We start from the raw sequence: 20,664 nt of genomic DNA, 5'->3' as shown, positions 1-20,664 counted from the left end.
TGAGCAGGGTGATGATCATATTCTGATTGCTGTGCACATTTCTACACTTCAAGAAACATCTTGTCGTATTATTTAACAAAATACAATCCTTTTTTTCGCCTCATGGTTGTATTATTTTAACTTCTTTAGGTGCTTTGATCACTGTTTTGATACGCCCATGTTCTTTCACATGCTTAACATATATCTGCCCATAAGGTGTGGGAAATATTCCTTCTGCCCAATTAAGATCGCCTAAATTAGGTTTAACAGTATATGCCCTTCCACCTGGTTGCGCTACTTTAATTCCTAATACATGCTCAGACAACCATGCTGTTGGTCCTGAAGCCCAGCCATGTGCTAAGCTATGACGAAAACCTTTATAACAGTAAGCTCCAAAATCTGCATGTATATCCGATTTTCCTTCTGGTACAAGCTCATCAATACGACTGGCATTGGGCAACCAATCCATATTAAAATCTTCCCAAAATGTTGTCGCTCCTAGATCCAGCATAGCACCCCAATAGGTCGAGATAATTTCCATAGCTTCTTGATACTTTCCTGCTTTCGCCATTGCTTCGAGCATGTAATAACCGTAAAAGGTTGAAAAATTTTTCGCCCCTCCTATAGATACTACCTCTGTATACGCTTTTTTTGCATCGATTAATCCGACTAATGACATCAATGCAGCGGCTTGTTTTGAATGATGGAGTGGCGGAATATATTTTCGCATCTGCGCAACTGTTTCGTCACATCTATTTTTTGAACTATCATCACCTAATATCTGAAAGAGAGCCGATGCATTCTCCAATGATCTTATAGTTAGTGCTTGAAGACCTGCATGTACAGCAACACTATCCTCACTTGATGGCCAATCTAAAAATCGAGCGCCATCCATCCGTTCTTTTCCATTAATAACCTTCCCAGTAATTTGCTCAACCAATCCTTGTAAATAAGGTTGCTGCTCCTTTAAATATCCTAAATTCCCATAATTCATATACCAATCATATTGCAAGATAATCCACCACATCGAATAACTACTATGTCCAGACATCCAATTGGGTAGCGGTGTCGATTCTCTCGCAAGATCTAAACTTCTGGGGACAACTTCGTTATACCCAAATACGGTATTGACAGTAGATACTTCAGGGTGAAGATCTCCTACCCAAACTAAACGATCCCTTTTTATACCATCCCATAAATAGTCTTGCATATTAACATGTACAGTGTATGCACCTACTTCCCATATTTTATTAAGTCTTTCATCACTGCTTTTAAAGCTCCCTAGGTAAGGAATATCTCGAAAGGTAGCTATAGCCCTTACTTCTCGCAAATGTAATTCAGCATTAGGTTCTAAAAAATCAATACGTACAAATCTGAAACCAGATTCACCAGATCGATTGCGACCAAGCCACGGTACTTGCATCATAAAATCTCGTATTGCATGGTCATTAGTAGCACCCATAACGCCAATTTCGGACATTGCTTCACTAACTGATTCCCCGAAACGTATACGAACATTTTTCGGTAAATTATTGCCCCCCCCACATGCCTGTGATAATTTCAATAGATGCATTCATCTGAATACCAAAGTCTAATAATATGCTAGTCCCTATTTGATTATTTTCATTTTTAAATACAACAGTATTGGGGTTGTATAAATTTGCCTGACCATTACCCCTCTTTAATAAATTTGTAGCATGTATCACATTTCCCTCTTTCCATATGATACGAGTAGGATAAACATATGCAGATGTTAATGGGCTCACTTGATTAAACTTATCACTTAATTTATTTTGCGCATTGATCTCACAAAAGCAAAAAATAAGCATTAAGAAACTTAAAATAGCACGGTTTGAATTCATAATGGGATACTTATAAGTATTAAATGTATTAAATAAATAAGAGGCTACTATCCTGTACTTTCATGATGGATACATAAATTTCAACTACTTAAGACCAAAAAGTTTTTTTCTGTATTGGAGAATCTTTAGCACAAAACCAAAGCTTTATAAAAACTAATTAAAGCATAAAGGTATCCTTCACTTGTAGGTCTCACCACTATGGAATATTGCCAAGACATAATTAGCTTCAGGCATAAGCAAAAATAAGTGTCTATAGGAATGCTTGCCAAAGACCTGTAACTTACCCAACATATTTATTTTCATTCTCTAGTACAAGCAGTTGATAAAAATATATTAACCAAAATTGCCTTTTATCTCTATGATGAGCTTATTTTCATAAATAAGATTTCTGTTTGAGGTAAAAACCATCTTCAAAAAAAGTTTCCACACACTAAACTTCTGATTATTTATTAGAACGGCCTTATAGAAAATAGGATTAAATTTATATATTTATTCTATCTAAATCATTTATTATAAAACCATTGACCAGTATGAAACGCAGAAAATTTCTTCAATCTTCACTAACTGCAGGTTTAGCAACAACGATAATTCCAGTAATAGGAGCCGATAATAATGCAACTGAGCAGGAAATATATGAATGGCGTGAATACGAAATACGATTCGGTTCTGACCAGCAACAACTGGACAATTATTTTAAATCTGCCCTTATTCCCGCACTGAATAAATATGGTGTAAAAGCAGTTGGTGTATTCAAAGAATTGGTTCCATCTGAGCCTGCCAAATTTTACTTATTAACCCCTTACTCTTCTCTTGACAATTACCTATCCGTCAATACAAAAGTAAAAATGGATGCAGATTACATTGAAAATAGCGCTACATATAACAGTATTCCCGAAGACAAAGCGCTATATGATCGTTTTAAATCTTCCTTAATGATTGCCTTCGAAGGTTGGCCTAAAATCACTATTCCATCCGATAAATCGCGGATATTTGAGCTAAGAACATATGAAGGCTACAGTGAAGATGCTGTAAAAAGAAAAATTAAAATGTTTCATGATGGCGAATTTCCTATCTTCAAAAGAGCAAAATTAAATCCGGTATTCTGTGGTGAAGTGATTGCAGGCGACAGGTTACCTCGTCTCACCTATTTGATCACCTGTAAAAATATGGAGGAACGTAATAAGGGATGGGTTGATTTCATTGCTGATCCTGAATGGAAAAAATTGGTGTCCGATCCTCAATATGCAAATACTATTTCTAAAATTAACAATACATTTTTAATACCCACAAATTACTCTCAGGTTTAAAAGCAAAATCTTACCTTTCTAAAATTCAATAATTTGATTCTACCACATTACTATCCCCATCCGCACATACATGATAAATTTCCAGGAATAAGCATATGTAAATACGGAATCAACCAAATTTTTAAACAAACGAAAAATAAATTTGCATGGATTAATTAAATAATTAAATTTGATCAACCATATATGACAACATGAATATAGACCTTCCCGAAAATCAAGATTTTAAATTTATTATCACGAATTTATATACAAGACCTAAGTGGTTCTTTAGATTTACACAAGAGCACTGGTATAATAAGTATGCTTGGCTTCTACTTTACCTAGCGCTATTAGGAAGTCAATTTGGAAGAATATCCTCGGGTAAACTCAATATTGAAAGTTGGACAGAACTTTTCTTCAAAGTTGTAATTTTTGGGTCGGGCATTAGCTTACTTTTTTACATAATGTTTGCTTACATCTTAGCTGGTACTGCGAGATGGCTAAAAGGTGTAGCAAGTGCAGCAGATATTCTCCGCGTTATTGCCTATTCATCCATACCAGGGATAATCGTATTACTATTGTATATCATCGGATCTCTGATATATGGTATTTCCTTTTTCAGTATATCATTCTGGGTAAATAATGAAAGTTGGTCCCAAACAATCTTTAAAATATTTTTGATGACAATAAATGGATTTGTTGGCATAAATATCGCCATATTTATGGTCTTAGGAATAGCTACAGTTAATAACTTCAGTATATGGAAAGCTATTCTAAGCATGATTTTACCCGTGATCATATTGGTAGTTGTTTTTGCTGTAATAGCATCCTTGTTTTAACAAAATCAATCACTTAATTCTTCGCAAACACTAAGAAAGAGATAATATCCAAAAATGATCATGGAAAATGCATGATCCAAATTTCAAATCCAACTAAACCCAGAAACATATGCAAAACGATTAAAATAACGATTTAAAATATATTTATTATGAAATATCTCGCTGTGTATTTTTACATGATCTTTTTCTGTTCCTGTCTAACGAATAATCAAGAATATCAAAAAAATATAATTGATCTAAAAAAACTTGATTTTAACACCTTCAATACGGAAGATTTTTATAGAAATGCAAATAAAGACGAAAATTTAAAAATTTCAAATAATAATCAATATGTAGAAATTAGTGATTTTGACAATGGCTGGGTTGAATTTCAAATAAAAAAATCATCAAATAATAATATAGTAGCTAAATTTGACAGTATTAATTTTTCAACCCTTAATGCAATTGCTTCAAAAGACGGGAAATTGAAAATAATTAATGCGGAGACATATCTAAAACCTGAAAGATTAAATAAACTATATCTGAATATCAAAGGTGTATATGGCAAAGAAACAAAAACTGATTCTAGTGATTATAATAAATATGTGCATATATACACCTACACCCGGGACGTTAAAGACAGAATAATTAAATTGATTTCTATTTTTGATCCGAGAAGTTCTGAAAATCTTGAAAAAATAAACGCTAAAATCCCGGATCAGGATTCAAAAATTGTTAATGAAAGACCTAAAACCATACTATTTGTCTGTAACAAGGAAAGCTTAAAAGATGTGCTTAAATTAAATAATACCGACAATAATTGGGCAAAATTTAAGTAATAACGAATTCTGAAATTTCTTTATCAAGCTACTCTTAAGCGAAGTATGCTTTATAAAAATAAAATTGGTTCTCAAAAATATCCTTACTCCATTAAACTTTTATCACGAACTTGTCTTTCTTCTGATACTTTGAATAAGTATTGATGATAAAATGGTAAGCTAAACTTTGATGCAAAAACAGAAATGCTATACCATATTTTGATAGTTCTTTCAATTATTGTTTTATAATAAAAATGGAATTTGTTATCTTTGTGGAAAGCTGATAAAAATAAGCTATAAATATTAATAACCCGCTCCTATAGCTCAGTCGGTTAGAGCGTCAGACTCATAATCTGCAGGTCACTGGTTCGAGCCCAGTTGGGAGCACTACTTAAAAAAATCCTCATCAAAAAATGAGGATTTTTCTTTTTTATAAAGCGTAATAAGTAAATAATCCTAAAAATTATCTCCATTAAACTCTGCGATATTTAGAATAATACAGGTCTTCTCATGGTTAATTATTTAAATACTTTCACCTTTAAGCAGTGATCAATTTCCAAAAATAAACTGTCGCAGAGAGACGGTAATCAAGTTTTCATCATTCAGAAGCGACTTCACATGAAGTAATAGCGACAACCTCAGTTTTTTCGTCTTTTAATTCTTTAACCATTAAATACCTCAATATACTCATAGCAACAATAGCGTAACCCGCCAAGATAGCTAAACTTAAATGATCCACGGCCTGTGTTGAGGGGAAAAGCTGACTCATTAAAGTCATAAATGACAATCCGATTCCTGCTCCCAAAAAATAGCTTGTACTGGTTAAACTTGAAGCAACACCATAATGAACGGCCTCTACATCACGAATACCTAAGATCGATAAACTTGTAAAACAAATCGTCATTCCAATCCCTGAAATACATGCTGCCCCAAATAAAACAGTTTGTAGGGGATGATCAAAATAAATGGATACCAGTAAAGATAAAGCTCCTAATAGCATAAAAGACCAGCCCAGGATACCCATTTGCGTAGGATAAAATTTTCGGCAAATATAAGGCAATATAAATTTAGCTACCAATGCAGACATAATACTGAAAGGAACCAGCATTAAACCTGCAGAAGCGGCGCTGTGATGCATATCTTTCTGAAGCATCAAAGAAATCAAAAATAAAAATCCTATAAAGAATGCGCCTAGTGTAAAAAATGCAAGATTTGAAGCCATTAATGATTTATACCTGAATAATTTGAGATCAATTAATGGCTGTGATACTGTTCTTAAACGATGGATCACAACACTCAGTAAAAGAATAGCTAACAGCAATGAACCAACTATTAATATTGGACTCTCTTTGATGTGTATGAGTTCATGTGTCCCATAGGTTAAACTTAAGAGTCCTAAGACAAGCAGTAATCCGGAAATACCGTCTGTCTTCTGAACATTTTGAGCCTTTTCATCTGTAGGTAAATAATAATATGCTAGAATTAATGTGATCAAAAGAATCGGTACATTAATCAGAAAAACCCAGTGCCAGCTTAAGTAGGTACTGATGAGCCCTCCCACTGATAATCCACTTCCCGATCCTATTGCTGCAAAAGAACTAAAAACTCCCAACGCACGGTTCCTTTCTTGGTTTTCGGTAAAAGTATTGGTGACAATTGATAAGGATGACGGCATAATAAAAGCAGCGCCAAGCCCTTGCAAAGCTCGGAATAAAGCCAGTACCTCAAAATTAGGTGAAAGCCCTGCTCCTAGTGAGGCTAACATAAAAATCATTCCCCCTAAAAGAAATAATTTTTTACGTCCTATCTCATCAGAAAGTTTACCTCCAATAATCAGAAAGCCTCCAAAAAACAACACATACAGGGTCTGTAACCACTGAACCTTTTCTGCTCCGATATTAAATTGCTCTTGAATAGAGGGAATAGTGAGATTAATAATTGCGATATCCAACGCTTCAACAAAAGTTCCTATCGATGCCAGTATTAATATTAAATTTCTCCTTGTTCCCATACCATTCAAATTTCCTGCAAAATTAAAATTATTGGAACATACTATAAAATTACTTCTTAAATTTGGAACAATTAATTAATTTAGATAAATTACAAAGAACAAATAAACTTTAAAAACTATTTAACCACCAAATATTAGAACAAATGCCCTCAGAAAATTATACTCTAGATGAAAAAGATCTTGCTATTCTGCGCTTATTACAAAAAGATGCCAAGCTTAGTGTGCGTGATCTTTCAGCACAGATCAATCTTAGCTCTACTCCAACACATGAACGAATTAAGCGCATGGAAAAATTGGGGATTATAAAAGAATACACCGCAGTATTAGATCGCAAAAAAGTTAATAAAGGAATGATGGTCATCTGTATGATTGCACTAAATGCCCACAATAAAAAAACAGCAACGAAATTTATAGAAGAAGTATGTAAATTGAATGAAGTTGTCGAATTTTACAACATCAGTGGTGATTTTGATTTTATGCTAAAAATATTGGCTCCAAATATGGATGAATTTCATGATTTTTTCGTTAATAAGCTATCTGAAATAGATGGTATCGGACAAACAAAAAGTATTTTTGTTATGAATAGTATTAAAGAGCGTACTCAGATTATCTATTAAAAGTCATTTGCATACGCACTAATTTTAGATAAAAATCTTTAAAATATCGTGTGCCATATGCGATAAGGTCATACCAAAAATATTTAGCAGTTCTATAAAATCTCAATTCCAAGTTCTCGGTATACCTGAAGCGCAGTATGATGAGGATCTGCCTCAGTAAGAATAGTATCCAGATCAGTCACAGGCCCTATACAAAAAGCTTCCGCTGTGCTGGTTTTTTCTATGGTAGACAATGCAACTGTTTTAAGAGCCTGTGCAATCATTATTTTTTTAATTTGTGCATCTTCATAATCTTTAGCTGTTATCCCAATGACATGGTGGATACTACATACGCCAAGGAAACAAATATCAGCTCGAACTGATTTCAATGTATTAATTGCATCTTCACCGATTGCGGTAAAAGAAACTTTACAGAGGCGGCCTCCGGCAAATATCACTTCAACGTTGGGATGATCTTCCAGTACACTAACTACCGGAAAACTATTGGTAACGACCGTTATTTTTAAATTTTTAGGCAGACAGGCTGCTAATGCCACAACAGAGGTCCCACCATCAAAAAATACCACATGCCCATCCCTTAAAAAGCTTAAGGCCTTTAAAGCAACAGCCTGCTTTTGTCCCAAATCGTATTTTTCACGATCCCTATAATGATGTGGACTAGGAGAATTAGCCAATGCCCCTCCTCTTACCTCTTTTAGAAGACCCTGAGATCCCAACACCTTAATATCGCGACGTACAGTATCTTCGGATACGTTTAATAGTATACTAAGCTGTTCGAGGCGAACTTTATTCTCCTTAGAAAGCTGCTTTAATATGAGCTGTAAACGTTCTTCTCTTACCATATCTCTTTATATTATATGCAAATATATAAAATAATACTTTGCAATATATTGCAAAGTATTGCAATATTTAGTATCTTTATTGCAAAACTTATTAAATATGAGAAAATCAATAGCTATTGATATGGACGGCGTCATCGCCGACACGGAACCCCATCTTATTGAATGGTACAAAAATGAAACGGGCATTTCTTTGACCCTTCAACTCATAAATGAATTAGGAGAAGATGCTGCTTTTGCTGATAAAACAGCACTGCACAAAGTACTTTATACCCAATCATTCTTTAGAACAGTACCTGTAATGGACAAAGCAATAGAAAATGTCACATTATTAATGGAAGATTATGAGATTTTTATTGTTTCTGCAGCTATGGAATTTCCCTTGTCTTTGTATGAAAAGAGAGAATGGCTACAAGAACATTTCCCTTTTATTAGCTGGAAGAATATTATCTTCTGTGGTGATAAAAGTATCATCGATACAGATTATATGATCGATGATTATTGCAAAAATCTTGATTTCTGCAAGGGAAAAGCGCTAATGTTTAACGCCTACCACAATGCGCATATCAATCATCATATCAGGATCAATCATTGGGATGAAGTGCCTAAACTGCTTAAAACACTCACTTATAGTACTGAAAATATACTGTAAAGTATATTTTCAGTTTTTGAATATCAATTAAAATTTAAGCGCTCAGCCCATTTTAATGAGGTTGGCAATACTACATTTGAAAATTCAATGTGTATTACACGCCTTTTCTTATTATTGACTGTTCTCTTCGAGCTATGTAGCAACAATGGCTTCATTAACATTACTCCACCTTGCTTAACAGAACAAGTCGTTTCAGTCTCAATATCCCAATTTATTTTTTCAGGTCGATAAATTCCCTTGACATGTGATTTAGGGATAACCTTTAAAGCGCCATTATTTTCATCGGTATCATCAAGATGAATTCTTATAGCTGTAATATTTTCTAATATGTCAATTGTCGGTTGCACTGCATATTGATTGTGTTTGGTTGTCCAAGGTCCAAAATTTTCAATTTCTATTTTCTTATCCACGGAAATAGTTAAATCTTGATGATAAGATACGTACCAGTTAGAAGTCTCAGGTTTATCAAAATAAATGCTCTTTACTACGAAAAAATTATTGCCGATCATTTTTTGCAAAAGTGACCTAAAATTATCAGTAAATATTAGTGAAATGGTTTCTGGAATTTCTTTCAGAAACTGTCTAATAGCAAATAAGTCCTTAGTTTTTCTGAATGTGTCTTTTGAAGTGTCAACTTTATTAATTGCATCAATAATATTATTTATTTCTTCTTTAGAATAGATATTGTTAATCACATTGAAACCATGATCTAAAAGATCTTGCCTATTTTTTTCAAGATCTTCCATATTACTAGCATTTTTCATTATTGAACTTTGAGATTACATAAACGCATAAAAAATTTTGCCAAATACAATTTACTAAAGATAATAAAAAACAATATCAAAGCTTTCTATTCTGGGTCTTTCGAATTTTGACCTTATACAATGAAAGCTAATAAGAAACTTTTCGATATCATATCTTAATTATTAAATAATGCACTACATCAAATTACTATTTTTTTAGTCACAATCACAGGGAGTAATAAGTTCAATTGTAGTAAAGCTTTTATTTAAATCTTGCTAGCAAAACTTGTAAAATCCAACATTCTTTTTGCTATAAGCTCAAACTCTTAAGCATTAATTTCATTTCTATAGGGATGATTAAAAAATGATCATTTTAATGAAACGTCGTTATTTATTTAAAAATCTACGGAAACTACTACGCATAAGTTAAGCTAAAAAATGCTATAATCCATTAGATTGTCACTGTTGGCATAAAGAGAAAGAGGTGATTGCTTAATTTCAGTGCAGTCTTTTTAACATGAGTTTTTCTGTCGGCAATCCTTCCTCGAAACCTTTAAAATAGGTCTTAAATCCTAACTTTTCTAATATTTTTTTTGAAGCCAGATTATGAGGATCAATAATTCCAATAATATCTAATTGGGGAAATAATCTATTTGCTGTATCTATTACCGCTTGACCAACAGCACATCCATAACCCTTCCCCCAAAACTCCTTATTTATGACATACCCGATTTCAAGGACGTTACAATCATTACTGCTATATGCTAACTTACAATATCCGATATACAGATTTCCGTTGTCAAATACTTTAAAATAACCCAGATCATCTTCATTACGATTGACTTCAATTATCGCCTCAAACTTTTCCTTAACCTGAACTTCTGTCCAGCCTTTTCCAGTTATATATTTCATAATCTCATCATCAAGGAGTAGCGGTTTAAATAGATCAAAATCATCCGATGTATACTTAACAAGTGTTATATTCATTGCAGTTTTTTCGTAAAATATACATGATCTTAACTAAATTTGACACTAAAAACTTTAAAAATCCATTCAATAAAAATTAAAGCACTTATTTTTAAAGAATTAATAGGCGTTTCCTGAGTCTTTAGTGGTGAGAAATTAGTAATCAATATCGCTTTGAATACCAATATTAAAATTTGAAATGGACTAAAAAATTTTAGAAGCGAACTTCTTAAATAATGTGAAAAAACTCGCAGATAAATTTGAGAAATCACCAGACTTTCTGCGGGATCGACCATTTGTCGATGAATAGTAAAGAATGTATTTTACGAAATACTGAAGAGATTATGGACTATAATAAGTACCACTTGATCCAATTTTTTTTATCCGAAAAATAATCCTTGATTTTGTATAGCGTTTATATTGTATGGTAATGAAAAGCATAAGCTAAATCAATTATTAAAAAAAGGATAACGAGCTAAAAAAGTAGGAGCAACATTTTTTAATTTCCTATTTATGGTCTTCCAAAGCTTTCTTCAACAATGAGGTAAATGTTATAAGTTCATTGGCTGAAAGATTTGACGAAAATTGCTTAGTTAAATTTTTTCTAAAGGTTTCAGAATTGTCAACAATGAATTTTCCTTTATCAGTTGCAGTTAAAATATAATTTCGCCTGTCTACCTCACTCTGTATTTGTTTTAGCAACTCATTTTGAATTAAAAACTTCAACTGCTTAGAAATAGCGGCTTGACTAACATTCAATGCTACTGCAATCTGTTTAGCAGTAGCATCTTTTTTTCGATACACAAACTCTATGATGTTATAATGGGTTGCTGTAATACCAATATAATCGCCCTTATTCATGTTCGCCAAAATGAAACATTGGAAGTCTGTAAATACAGTAAAAAATTCTTTTTCAATCTTTTTCATAAAAAAACACTTAACTTAGTTAAGTAGTTGCAAAGTTAAGTAAATTAGTTATGAATAATATTATTATAACAAATGCTAGGCAGAATAATCTCAAAAATGTTTCTCTTCAAATTCCGAAGCATAAAATAACGGTATTTACGGGTATCTCGGGTTCAGGAAAATCATCACTCGTATTTGAAACAATTGGCGCAGAGGCACAACGTCAGATAAATGAAACACAGAATAGTTTTATACGTACACGAATGCAACATTATGGTATACCGGATGTCGATAAAATTGAAAATCTGAATGTCCCCATTATTATCAATCAAAAGAGAATAGGCGGAAATGCGCGTTCAACAGTTGGTACCATAACTGATATCTACGCGTCTTTACGATTGCTATTTTCTAGATTAGGTTCGCCATTTGTAGGTTATTCTAATGTTTTTTCATTTAACAATCCACTCGGCATGTGCCTAAACTGCGAAGGTTTGGGTTATGAGCAAACTATTAATATTAATACTTTAATCAATAAAGAAAAATCCCTAAATGAAGGCGGAATTCAGTTTCCCACTTTTCAACCTGGAGGATGGAGGTTAACTAGATATACCTTGTCAGGATATTTTGATAACGACAAGAAAATAAAAGATTATTCAGATAAAGAATGGGAAATATTACTTTATTCAAAAGAACATAAACCTAAAAACCCAAATAAAGATTGGGGAAAAACAGTGAAATATGAAGGGCTCATACCACGTATTGAAAAAGCATTTTTAAAAAAAGATTCAAAAGAAAATACAATCAGAAAAAATGACCTTCAACACATTACCACAAGCAGAATATGCGCAGTATGCAAAGGTAAAAGATTAAATAAAAAGGTACTCTCCTGTAAAATAAATGGTAAAAACATAGCCGATTGTACTGCTCTTTCAGTTGACGATTTAATGGAATTTATTCAATCGACAAACTCAAACACCTATGATATTATTGTAAAAGAGCTTATTAAGAAATTAAATAATATGATTAACATAGGCCTGCAGTACTTAACCCTCGATAGAAAAACAGATACGCTTTCGGGAGGAGAATCCCAACGGATTAAAATGGTAAAAAGTCTAGGCAATAGTTTAGTGGATCTACTGTATATTTTTGATGAACCGAGCATTGGGCTTCATCCAAAAGATTTACAAAATATTACTTCCATTATTGAACAAATTAGAGATAAAGGTAATACCATTCTGATTGTTGAGCATGATCCAGATTTAATCAAGATCGCAGATTTGATCATTGATATGGGACCCGGATCAGGAAAAAATGGCGGTGAAGTTATCTATAAAGGAACTTTTAAAGAACTTAAAAATTCATTAGGAAAAACGGGCTTATATTTTGCAAAGAAAACCAAAATTAAAACTGATCCAAAAATTGGAAAAGAATATCTAGAAATTAAGCAAGCGACCTTACATAACTTGAAGGGTATTGATTTAAAAATCCCTAAAAATATTATGACAGTAGTCACTGGCGTTGCAGGCTCAGGAAAAAGTACATTAATCAGCAAAGTTTTGCCGGATTACTATAAAGATGCAACAATTATCGACCAGTCCTTATTTACAGCTAGTCCCCGGTCAAATTTACTCACTTACTTGAATCTATCTGATAAGGTCAGAAAATCATTTGCTCGAGCCAATCAGGTTTCTGATAAAAAATTCAGTAGGAACAGTGAGGGCGCCTGTGAAAACTGTAAAGGACTGGGCATGGAGCGGATAGACTTAGCATTTATGGATGACATTGAGCAAGTCTGTGAAGTTTGCTGTGGTTCCGGATTTAATCCCCAGGTATTGGAATATAAATACAAGGGTAAAAATATATTTGATGTACTGAACTTTACTATACCGGAAGCTATACAATTTTTTGATGATCCGATATACCTTGAAAAGTTTGAAATACTTTTAAAATTAGGCTTAGATTATCTCACACTCGGACAACGTATGGATAGCTTTTCTGGGGGAGAAAGACAACGTTTAAAACTCACGAAAGAATTAAACAACACAAATAAAATCATCATTATGGATGAACCCAGTACAGGACTACATCCAAGTGATACGGAAAAGTTACTATCTCTTTTTGAGGAATTAATTGAAAGAAATAACACATTAATTATAGTAGAACATAATTTGGAAATTATTGCTCAGGCAGATTGGATTATCGATATCGGTCCGGGTGCTGGTAAATGTGGGGGTAATGTTATTTTTGAAGGTAACGTAGAACAACTTTTAAAAAATAAAAAATCGTACACTGCCGAATATCTCAAAAAACATTTAAAATGGAGATAAAAATAATCGACTATAATTCCCTTTTGTTTAACTCTTTGTATTGGTTAAAAACCAGATGAAATAGAAAAAATAAAAGCCGCAATAATACGGCTTTTATTTTTTGTTAAAATTTAATCCTTATTTCCCCTGTCTGCTTAGAATAGATTCCATCTCAGCCATGACTTTATTAATTTTTGCAATCGTCAAATCAAAAGGTTCAGAAGTATTCATATCCACACCTGCATCGACAAGAAGATCAACAGGATATTTTGTACTTCCCGAAGCTAAGAAATTCAGGTATTTCTTACGATCTGCATCCGTTCCACGCAGGACTTTTTCGGAAAGAGCTGTTGATGCAGTAAAAGATGTCGCATACTGATAAACGTAAAAGTTATAATAAAAATGTGGAATGTAAGACCATTCTGATTTCACATTGTCATCAACGACACAAATATTTTGATCATGACCATAATACTTTTTCGTTAGAGCCAGATACATCGTATCAAAGTCTTCTCCAGTGAGTGCCCCCCCCTTTGCTACTTTATCATGGATCATATATTCGAACTCAGCAAACTGAGTCTGACGGAACAATGTTCCTTTTGCGCCTTCAAGATAATTTCCAAGAATAGCAAGTCTAGTTTCATCGTCCTTTATCTGCTTCAGCATATAATCATTCAATAACTCTTCATTTAAAGTCGAAGCCACTTCTGCAACAAAAATTGAATAATCTGAGTTAGCATAATGTTGCTTCTTATTGGTCAAATAACTATGCATGGTATGTCCCAATTCATGAGTCAGCGTAGACATATCATTGTACTTGCCGTTATAATTCATGAGGATATACGGATGTACATCGTACCCAGAACCATTAGAATATGCACCTGACCTTTTTCCTTCGTTAGGATACATGTCAATCCATCTTTCTTCGAATGCTTTTTTGGAAACTTCTATATAATCAGTCCCTAAAGGCTTCAAAGATTTTAAAATATTCTCTTCAGCTTCTTCTACCGTATAAGATAAATCGACTTTCGCAACCAAAGGAGTATAAAGATCATAATAATGCAGTGTATCCACTCCCATCATGCGTTTACGGAGGTTTAAATAACGATGAAAGGTCTTCAAATTTCCATTTACATTTTTTATAAGATTATGAAAAACATCTGTCGGAATATTACCGCCATCTAATGCCATTTTTAAGGTACTGTCGTAGTTTCGGGCTTTTGTTGCAAACAATGCCGCATTGATATTTCCATATAACTGCGCTCCAAATGTTCTTTGAAACTCATTCAGTTTACCAAAATAAGTGGCAAATGCTTTACTGCGAACTCCCCGGTCTTCACTCGCTCTATATAATGCAAAATTAGCAGCGTTAAGCTTTACGCGTTCACCGTTCAAATCGACCTCTGGATATGGAAACTCAGCATTTATAAAGGTGCTATAGATATTGGCAGCATTACCGGACATTAAAGAAGAATATGCCAATACTTTTTCAACTTCCTCAGAACCTCTATGGGCGCGTTTGCGAAGTAAATCTGTCAGGTAAAACTTATAAGTTACCAACGCTTTTTCTTTTGCCAAAAATGCGCTAAGCTGATTTTCTTTTAAAGTCAGCAATTCCGGTTCCAGGTATGAAGTCAAAGCGCCATATTCTGAAAAAAGCTGTTGCAATTCTTGATTCATCCCTGCATACTTAGTTACTCGGGTATTTTGATCAGCTTTCATCGAAGCATAAGATGAGAGACGAGCCATATCCTTGATAAGCGAACTATTCAGCTCTAATGCTTGCAATAAAACGTTCGAAGATTGTGTAAGCTTACCTTTGTATGAAGCCGCTTCTTTCATCTTTTGTTGTAAACGTTCCTTTTCTGTTTTCCAAACGTCATCTGTAGCATAAAGATGAGACAAATCCCATTTATATTTTTCAGGTAATTCTTCGCGAACTTTCATCTGACTTACTGCAATTGTTGTTGAGAACAGCATCACCGTTGTGATCAATTGTGTTTTTTTACGCATAATGTATGTAAATAGTGTTCCCAATTTACAAAACATCTTTTAGATTTTTATAGCACCAACAAGATCAGTCCATAAATTTATAGTGTAAACCATATCAGATTATAAATAAAGACACATAACATTAGAAGACGAATAATAATTGGAAACCGTTTACTCCAGCACAGTTTTTTCAAAAACGACTTCATTACCTAGATTTCAATAAAATAAACAGATAAATTTTATTAAACCTGATTATCATCAATATGGTAGTAGATTATTTAATCAAAAGCAGTATAATTTCAGACTTGACACAAATCATCATTGTAAGTCCACGAATTTATTTTTTCTAACATAGAAGTGGGATTAGTTTTAGGAAATACGTGCACACCACCATTTCGTTTAAATTCTTTAATCTCGCAAAAATCTGTAGTAGCTGTATATCCAAAAAGCTTAATTGATGGAAATCTTGCCGATATTTCAATAGCAGCAGCTACGCCTCCCATATTTGGCATATGAAAGTCAATGATACAAACTTCAGGTAATTCATCCTCGAATTCCAATCTTTTAATCAAATCTAGTCCATCACCGCAGATAAAGAAAAGATCAAAAACAGTATCTCTTTCGATGAGTAATTGTATCATATTTTGTTGAAATATACTATCATCTGTAAAAGCGAGTTTAATTGGATGATTCCTCATGTTTGTTTTTATTTCTATTAACTTATTCACGACAAAATTACCAACGTTCCTCCAGCGATAATACCATTATATCTTCTTAAATTATCACATGAAGACCAATTTTAAATGGATTGATATTAAAAAGCTTGTGTTTTCATATCATCTTTTCAGTATAAAATATTCAGATTTAAAAAAGTGATCCTACTTTATCTGTATCTTAAACAAAGAGGGGCAGCATAGTTTTTAACTAAAAAATATTCTTTTGACCTTTTTTTAAAGACCAACTTTCCTTACCTCTGCCAACTGGGATATCAATTATAAAATGTACAAGTTTTCGCATAAATGGTACATTTTATTCAGAGCTTATTTGACTAACTTTGCTCATGAAACAATTGATTTTCAACACTTATCATCACTTATTTAATACCTATGCAACATCTTATCTTACTTTTTTCATTCATTTTCCTGAACTCCTGTAATAACGATATGAATACTCATCCACAAACGAACTTACTGGAGGCAGTCCAGAAAAATCAATTGCTATTCGTTGAAGAGGAATTGAAAAAGGGTGCAAACGTTAATTTAACTGATAAAAATGGAAAATCCTTATTACTGATCGCAACACATAATAATAACTTTGAGATGGCAAAGTTATTGGTATCTTACAAAGCAGATGTGAATCAACAAGATAAAATTCAAGATAGTCCTTTTTTATATGCAGGAGCGGCAGGACACCTAAAACTTGTACAGCTCTATCTATCTCATGGAGCTCGATTTGATATATTCAACAGGTATAATGGAACAGCCCTAATACCTGCCAGCGAACGCGGACATCTGGAGGTTGTGAAATTACTGGCCAACACAAAAGGATTTCCTATTGATCACGTCAATAGGTTAGGTTGGACCGCATTAATGGAAGCAGTAATCCTAGGTGATGGCAGTCAAAAATTTGTCAACGTAATCCAAACACTGATTGATGCAGGTTGCAATATAAATATTGCTGATCATGATAAAAAAACCCCATTAGCACATGCTAAAGCCAAAGGGTATTCGGACATTGTTCAGCTATTAGAGAAAACGTCCAAAAAATAAAAATCAGCTTATATCAAGTTTACTGAATATTAAAACAAAGAAGGGTTTGACTTTATAAATAGCCAAACCCTTCTTATATTTTACATATATAAATTGAAAAAATACGCATTAACTGTTTTTTAAATAATCCCTTAAGACGTATTGTAAAATACCATTATTTTTGTAATATTCAATTTCAATAGCCGAATCCATCCGGGCCTGAACCTTAAATTCGGTTATTTTCCCATTCCGATGTATTGCTTTCACATCCAAAAGCTTATGAGGTTTTAGATTATCCGCAATTCCTGTAATATCAAAAACTTCAGTACCATCCAAACCTAAAGTGGCGGTATTTTGTCCATCAATGAAAACTAATGGGGCAACCCCCATACCAACAAGATTGCTGCGGTGTATCCTTTCAAAACTCTCTGCAATAACAGCTTTTACACCTAATAAATAAGCACCTTTTGCCGCCCAGTCACGAGATGAGCCAGACCCGTACTCCTTTCCAGCCAATACAATCAGTGGTGTATGCGTTTTCTGATATTCCATAGCCGTTTCATAAACTGTCTTTACCTCACCACTTGGAAAGTATATACTGAAACCGCCTTCTTGATCTACAATTTTATTTTTAATACGCACATTGGCAAAGGTTCCGCGCATCATGACTTCATGATTACCACGACGGGAACCGTAAGAATTGAAATCAGCTTTATTCACACCATGTTCTGCTAAATATTTTCCTGCGGCACTATCTTCACGGAAAGAGCCTGCTGGCGAAATATGGTCAGTTGTAACCGAATCACCTAAATACAGTAATACACGAGCACCTGTAATATTAGCCACTGGATCAGGATTTACCTGAAGGTTTTCAAAAAAAGGAGCTTCTTTAATATAAGTCGAACTTTTATTCCATTCAAAACGCTCGGCTAGATTTACTTCTAAATTTTTCCAGTCTTCAGAGCCATCAAAGATCACATCATAGACTTCCTGAAAATCGCTTTGTTTGACACAGTCATTGACTGTCTGGACGATTTCCTCACGGCTTGGCCATATATCTTTCAGATACACGGGATTTCCGTTTGGATCGTACGACAATGGATCATTTATCAGATCAACATCGACCCTCCCTACTAAAGCGTAAGCAACCACTAACATTGGCGACATGAGAAAATTCATTTTTACCTGAGGGTGTACCCTAGCTTCAAAATTTCGGTTACCCGAAAGTACAGAGGCCACCACCAATTCTCCTTTATCTACGGCTTCCGCAATATGCGGAGGTAATGGACCAGAATTTCCAATACAAGAAGTACATCCATATCCCACAGTATGAAAGCGAAGAGCTTCCAGATCAGTACTCAAACCTGAACGCTCTAAGTACTGTGTCACGACTTTTGATCCTGGTGCTAGTGAAGTTTTTACCCATGATTTCGTACGCAATCCTTTTTCTATGGCATTTCTTGCCAACAATCCAGCGCCGATCATAACAGCTGGATTAGAAGTATTGGTACAGCTCGTAATAGCGGCAATAACAATACTACCATCGCTCAAAATAAATTCCTGATTTTTATATTTAATTCGAACAGCCTGCATTGTATCCTGAACAACCTCCATTGTAGAATCTGTATTTTTTGGAACTTTACCAAAAGTAAATTCTGTTCCAGAACCACCGTCAGCTAGCCATGCCGATTCTTTTCTCTGATTCGGAAGACTATAATTACGCTGGTATTCCTGTTGCAACAGATTAGCAAACTGGCTACCAAGATCCTTAGCCAAGATTTTATCCTGCGGCCGCTTTGGACCCGAAACCGTTGGTTCTAATGTCGATAAATCAAATTCAACAATTGAAGAAAAATTAATTTCTTCGTGACCAGTTCTCCACAATAGGTTTTCTTTGCTATATTCTTCTACGATCCTGATGTGTTCTGCTGTACGATTGGTTGTTTGCATGTACTCCAACGTCCTTTCGTCGATAGGAAAATAAGTAATCGTACACCCGAATTCTGGAGACATATTAGCAATAGTCGCTCTATCCGTAACTGTTAAATGGTCCAGACCATCTCCAAAAAGTTCAACAAACTTTCCTACTACACCTTTATCACGAAGTACTTTAGTAATCGATAATACCATATCGGTAGCCGTACAGATATCCGGTATTTTCCCGGTCAATTTTAATCCAATCACTTCCGGGCAAGTAAAAAATATAGGCTGTCCCAGCATAGCAGCCTCCGCTTCTATACCGCCGGCTCCCCATCCTACTACACCCAGACCATTCACCATAGGCGTGTGCGAATCCGTACCAACCAAGGTGTCCGGAAACAACCATCCCTCGCGTTCAATAATCCCCTTAGCAAGATATTCAAGATTGACCTGATGACAAATTCCCATCCCCGGAGGAACTACGGTAAAGTTTTTCAATCCATGCTGTGCCCATTTGAGCAATTCATAACGTTCCTGATTACGTTGGTATTCCAGTTCAACATTTTTTCCGTAAGAATAATCTGTTCCATAATAATCCACCTGCACAGAGTGGTCAATCACCAAGTCCACTGGAATTGCAGGGTTGATCTTTTGACCATCTTTTCCATGACGTACATATTCAGCCCGGAGCGAGGCCATATCGACTACAGCAGGAACACCAGTAAAATCTTGCATCAGAATACGAGCTGGCTTAAAAGGAATGTCCTTATCGACAGGAGCTGGTGTCCAGTTGATGAGTGTATGAATATGTTCGTCGGTAATGCTAAAACCATCGTAATTCCGCAGCACATTTTCAAGCAAAATGCGGATACTAAAAGGAAGATGACTTACAGAGCCTTCGGGAAGATTTTTAAGCGAACAATAATGATAGCTTTTCCCGTTTATACTTATTGACTTTAAAGATTTGGCGTTCGTTGTACTCATATTGACACGTTTTGTTGGTACATAAATTTACTTAATTAACTATTGAGAAGCAAAACAAATAACAATGAATAGAATATTAAGTTTTAATAGATTACTAAAGAGTAGAAATGTTACACTCATTATTTAAACTCACAGTCGCATTTTCAAAATGAATGAGAAAAATATAAGATCTAGCCGAGTAGTGAAAAACTAACGATAATGTATGTTACATACTAAA

Annotated in this window: 17 protein-coding genes and 1 tRNA gene; 8 read left to right on the top strand and 10 right to left on the bottom strand. The window is 34.2% G+C overall.

Annotated elements, in window-relative coordinates:
• Nucleotides 1-100: 100 nt before the first annotated feature.
• Both HCX49_RS02905 and HCX49_RS25335 read right to left on the bottom strand, forming a co-directional pair.
• The gene (locus tag HCX49_RS02905) at nt 101-1,543 is read right to left on the bottom strand and encodes an alpha-L-rhamnosidase C-terminal domain-containing protein (RefSeq protein WP_206368182.1); all 1,443 of its coding nucleotides are present in this window, start codon (nt 1,541-1,543) and stop codon (nt 101-103) included.
• A complete protein-coding gene (locus tag HCX49_RS25335) occupies nt 1,509-1,841 on the bottom strand; it encodes a hypothetical protein (protein WP_206368180.1) in 333 nt (110 codons plus the stop codon). The genes HCX49_RS02905 and HCX49_RS25335 overlap by 35 nt, the downstream gene beginning before the upstream one ends.
• 530 nt (nt 1,842-2,371) lie before the next feature.
• On the opposite strand from HCX49_RS25335, the gene HCX49_RS02900 reads away from it, so the two are divergent.
• The 4 genes from HCX49_RS02900 (at nt 2,372) to HCX49_RS02885 (ending at nt 5,150) form a co-directional block, all read left to right on the top strand.
• Nucleotides 2,372-3,148, top strand: coding sequence for an NIPSNAP family protein (locus HCX49_RS02900; protein ID WP_168126051.1), 777 nt, complete (start codon nt 2,372-2,374; stop codon nt 3,146-3,148).
• A gap of 191 nt (nt 3,149-3,339) precedes the next feature.
• Complete coding sequence (locus tag HCX49_RS02895; protein WP_168126050.1) at nt 3,340-3,966, top strand: YIP1 family protein; 627 nt, start codon at nt 3,340-3,342, stop codon at nt 3,964-3,966.
• Nucleotides 3,967-4,115: 149 nt separating this feature from the next.
• Complete coding sequence (locus HCX49_RS02890; protein WP_168126049.1) at nt 4,116-4,784, top strand: hypothetical protein; 669 nt, start codon at nt 4,116-4,118, stop codon at nt 4,782-4,784.
• A gap of 292 nt (nt 4,785-5,076) precedes the next feature.
• Nucleotides 5,077-5,150, top strand: a tRNA-Ile gene (locus HCX49_RS02885).
• Nucleotides 5,151-5,361: 211 nt separating this feature from the next.
• Here HCX49_RS02885 and HCX49_RS02880 read toward each other — a convergent pair.
• Nucleotides 5,362-6,774: an MFS transporter gene (locus HCX49_RS02880; protein WP_168126048.1), complete on the bottom strand. Its 1,413-nt coding sequence runs from the start codon at nt 6,772-6,774 to the stop codon at nt 5,362-5,364.
• Between the two features lie 143 nt (nt 6,775-6,917).
• Here HCX49_RS02880 and HCX49_RS02875 point away from each other — a divergent pair, with 143 nt between their 5' ends.
• A complete protein-coding gene (locus tag HCX49_RS02875; RefSeq protein WP_132841647.1) occupies nt 6,918-7,391 on the top strand; it encodes an Lrp/AsnC family transcriptional regulator in 474 nt (157 codons plus the stop codon).
• A gap of 92 nt (nt 7,392-7,483) precedes the next feature.
• On the opposite strand, the gene HCX49_RS02870 is transcribed toward HCX49_RS02875, so the two are convergent.
• Entirely contained in the window at nt 7,484-8,233 is a 750-nt protein-coding gene (locus HCX49_RS02870; RefSeq protein WP_132771392.1) for a DeoR/GlpR family DNA-binding transcription regulator, read from the bottom strand.
• A 97-nt stretch (nt 8,234-8,330) separates the two neighbouring features.
• Here HCX49_RS02870 and HCX49_RS02865 point away from each other — a divergent pair, with 97 nt between their 5' ends.
• Entirely contained in the window at nt 8,331-8,882 is a 552-nt protein-coding gene (locus HCX49_RS02865) for a 5' nucleotidase, NT5C type (protein ID WP_168126047.1), read from the top strand.
• Between the two features lie 23 nt (nt 8,883-8,905).
• On the opposite strand, the gene HCX49_RS02860 is transcribed toward HCX49_RS02865, so the two are convergent.
• The 3 genes from HCX49_RS02860 to HCX49_RS02850 all read right to left on the bottom strand — a co-directional run bounded on the left by HCX49_RS02860 (nt 8,906) and on the right by HCX49_RS02850 (nt 11,518).
• On the bottom strand, nt 8,906-9,628 hold the full coding sequence (locus HCX49_RS02860; protein WP_132841643.1) for a phytanoyl-CoA dioxygenase family protein: 723 nt from the start codon (nt 9,626-9,628) through the stop codon (nt 8,906-8,908).
• Between the two features lie 495 nt (nt 9,629-10,123).
• Nucleotides 10,124-10,612, bottom strand: a complete 489-nt coding sequence (locus HCX49_RS02855) for a GNAT family N-acetyltransferase (RefSeq protein WP_168126046.1) — start codon at nt 10,610-10,612, stop codon at nt 10,124-10,126.
• A gap of 486 nt (nt 10,613-11,098) precedes the next feature.
• A complete protein-coding gene (locus HCX49_RS02850) occupies nt 11,099-11,518 on the bottom strand; it encodes a MarR family winged helix-turn-helix transcriptional regulator (RefSeq protein WP_168126045.1) in 420 nt (139 codons plus the stop codon).
• Nucleotides 11,519-11,568: 50 nt separating this feature from the next.
• On the opposite strand from HCX49_RS02850, the gene HCX49_RS02845 reads away from it, so the two are divergent.
• On the top strand, nt 11,569-13,824 hold the full coding sequence (locus tag HCX49_RS02845; protein WP_168126044.1) for an ATP-binding cassette domain-containing protein: 2,256 nt from the start codon (nt 11,569-11,571) through the stop codon (nt 13,822-13,824).
• Nucleotides 13,825-13,941: 117 nt separating this feature from the next.
• Here the strand turns inward: HCX49_RS02845 and pepF are convergent, their stop codons facing one another.
• Complete coding sequence (pepF, locus tag HCX49_RS02840) at nt 13,942-15,852, bottom strand: oligoendopeptidase F (RefSeq protein ID WP_206368178.1); 1,911 nt, start codon at nt 15,850-15,852, stop codon at nt 13,942-13,944.
• Nucleotides 15,853-16,094: 242 nt separating this feature from the next.
• A complete protein-coding gene (locus HCX49_RS02835) occupies nt 16,095-16,493 on the bottom strand; it encodes a response regulator (protein ID WP_262887320.1) in 399 nt (132 codons plus the stop codon).
• A 408-nt stretch (nt 16,494-16,901) separates the two neighbouring features.
• Here HCX49_RS02835 and HCX49_RS02830 point away from each other — a divergent pair, with 408 nt between their 5' ends.
• Nucleotides 16,902-17,564: an ankyrin repeat domain-containing protein gene (locus HCX49_RS02830; protein ID WP_031287579.1), complete on the top strand. Its 663-nt coding sequence runs from the start codon at nt 16,902-16,904 to the stop codon at nt 17,562-17,564.
• Nucleotides 17,565-17,672: 108 nt separating this feature from the next.
• On the opposite strand, the gene acnA is transcribed toward HCX49_RS02830, so the two are convergent.
• On the bottom strand, nt 17,673-20,447 hold the full coding sequence (acnA, locus tag HCX49_RS02825) for an aconitate hydratase AcnA (RefSeq protein ID WP_132841634.1): 2,775 nt from the start codon (nt 20,445-20,447) through the stop codon (nt 17,673-17,675).
• Nucleotides 20,448-20,664 lie beyond the last annotated feature (217 nt).

Origin of the sequence: Sphingobacterium sp. B16(2022), from assembly GCF_012030425.1 — a bacterium.
GTDB lineage: Bacteria > Bacteroidota > Bacteroidia > Sphingobacteriales > Sphingobacteriaceae > Sphingobacterium > Sphingobacterium anhuiense.
Note: the sequence above shows the minus strand (reverse complement) of the source record. Positions and strands in the feature narration are given on the sequence as shown.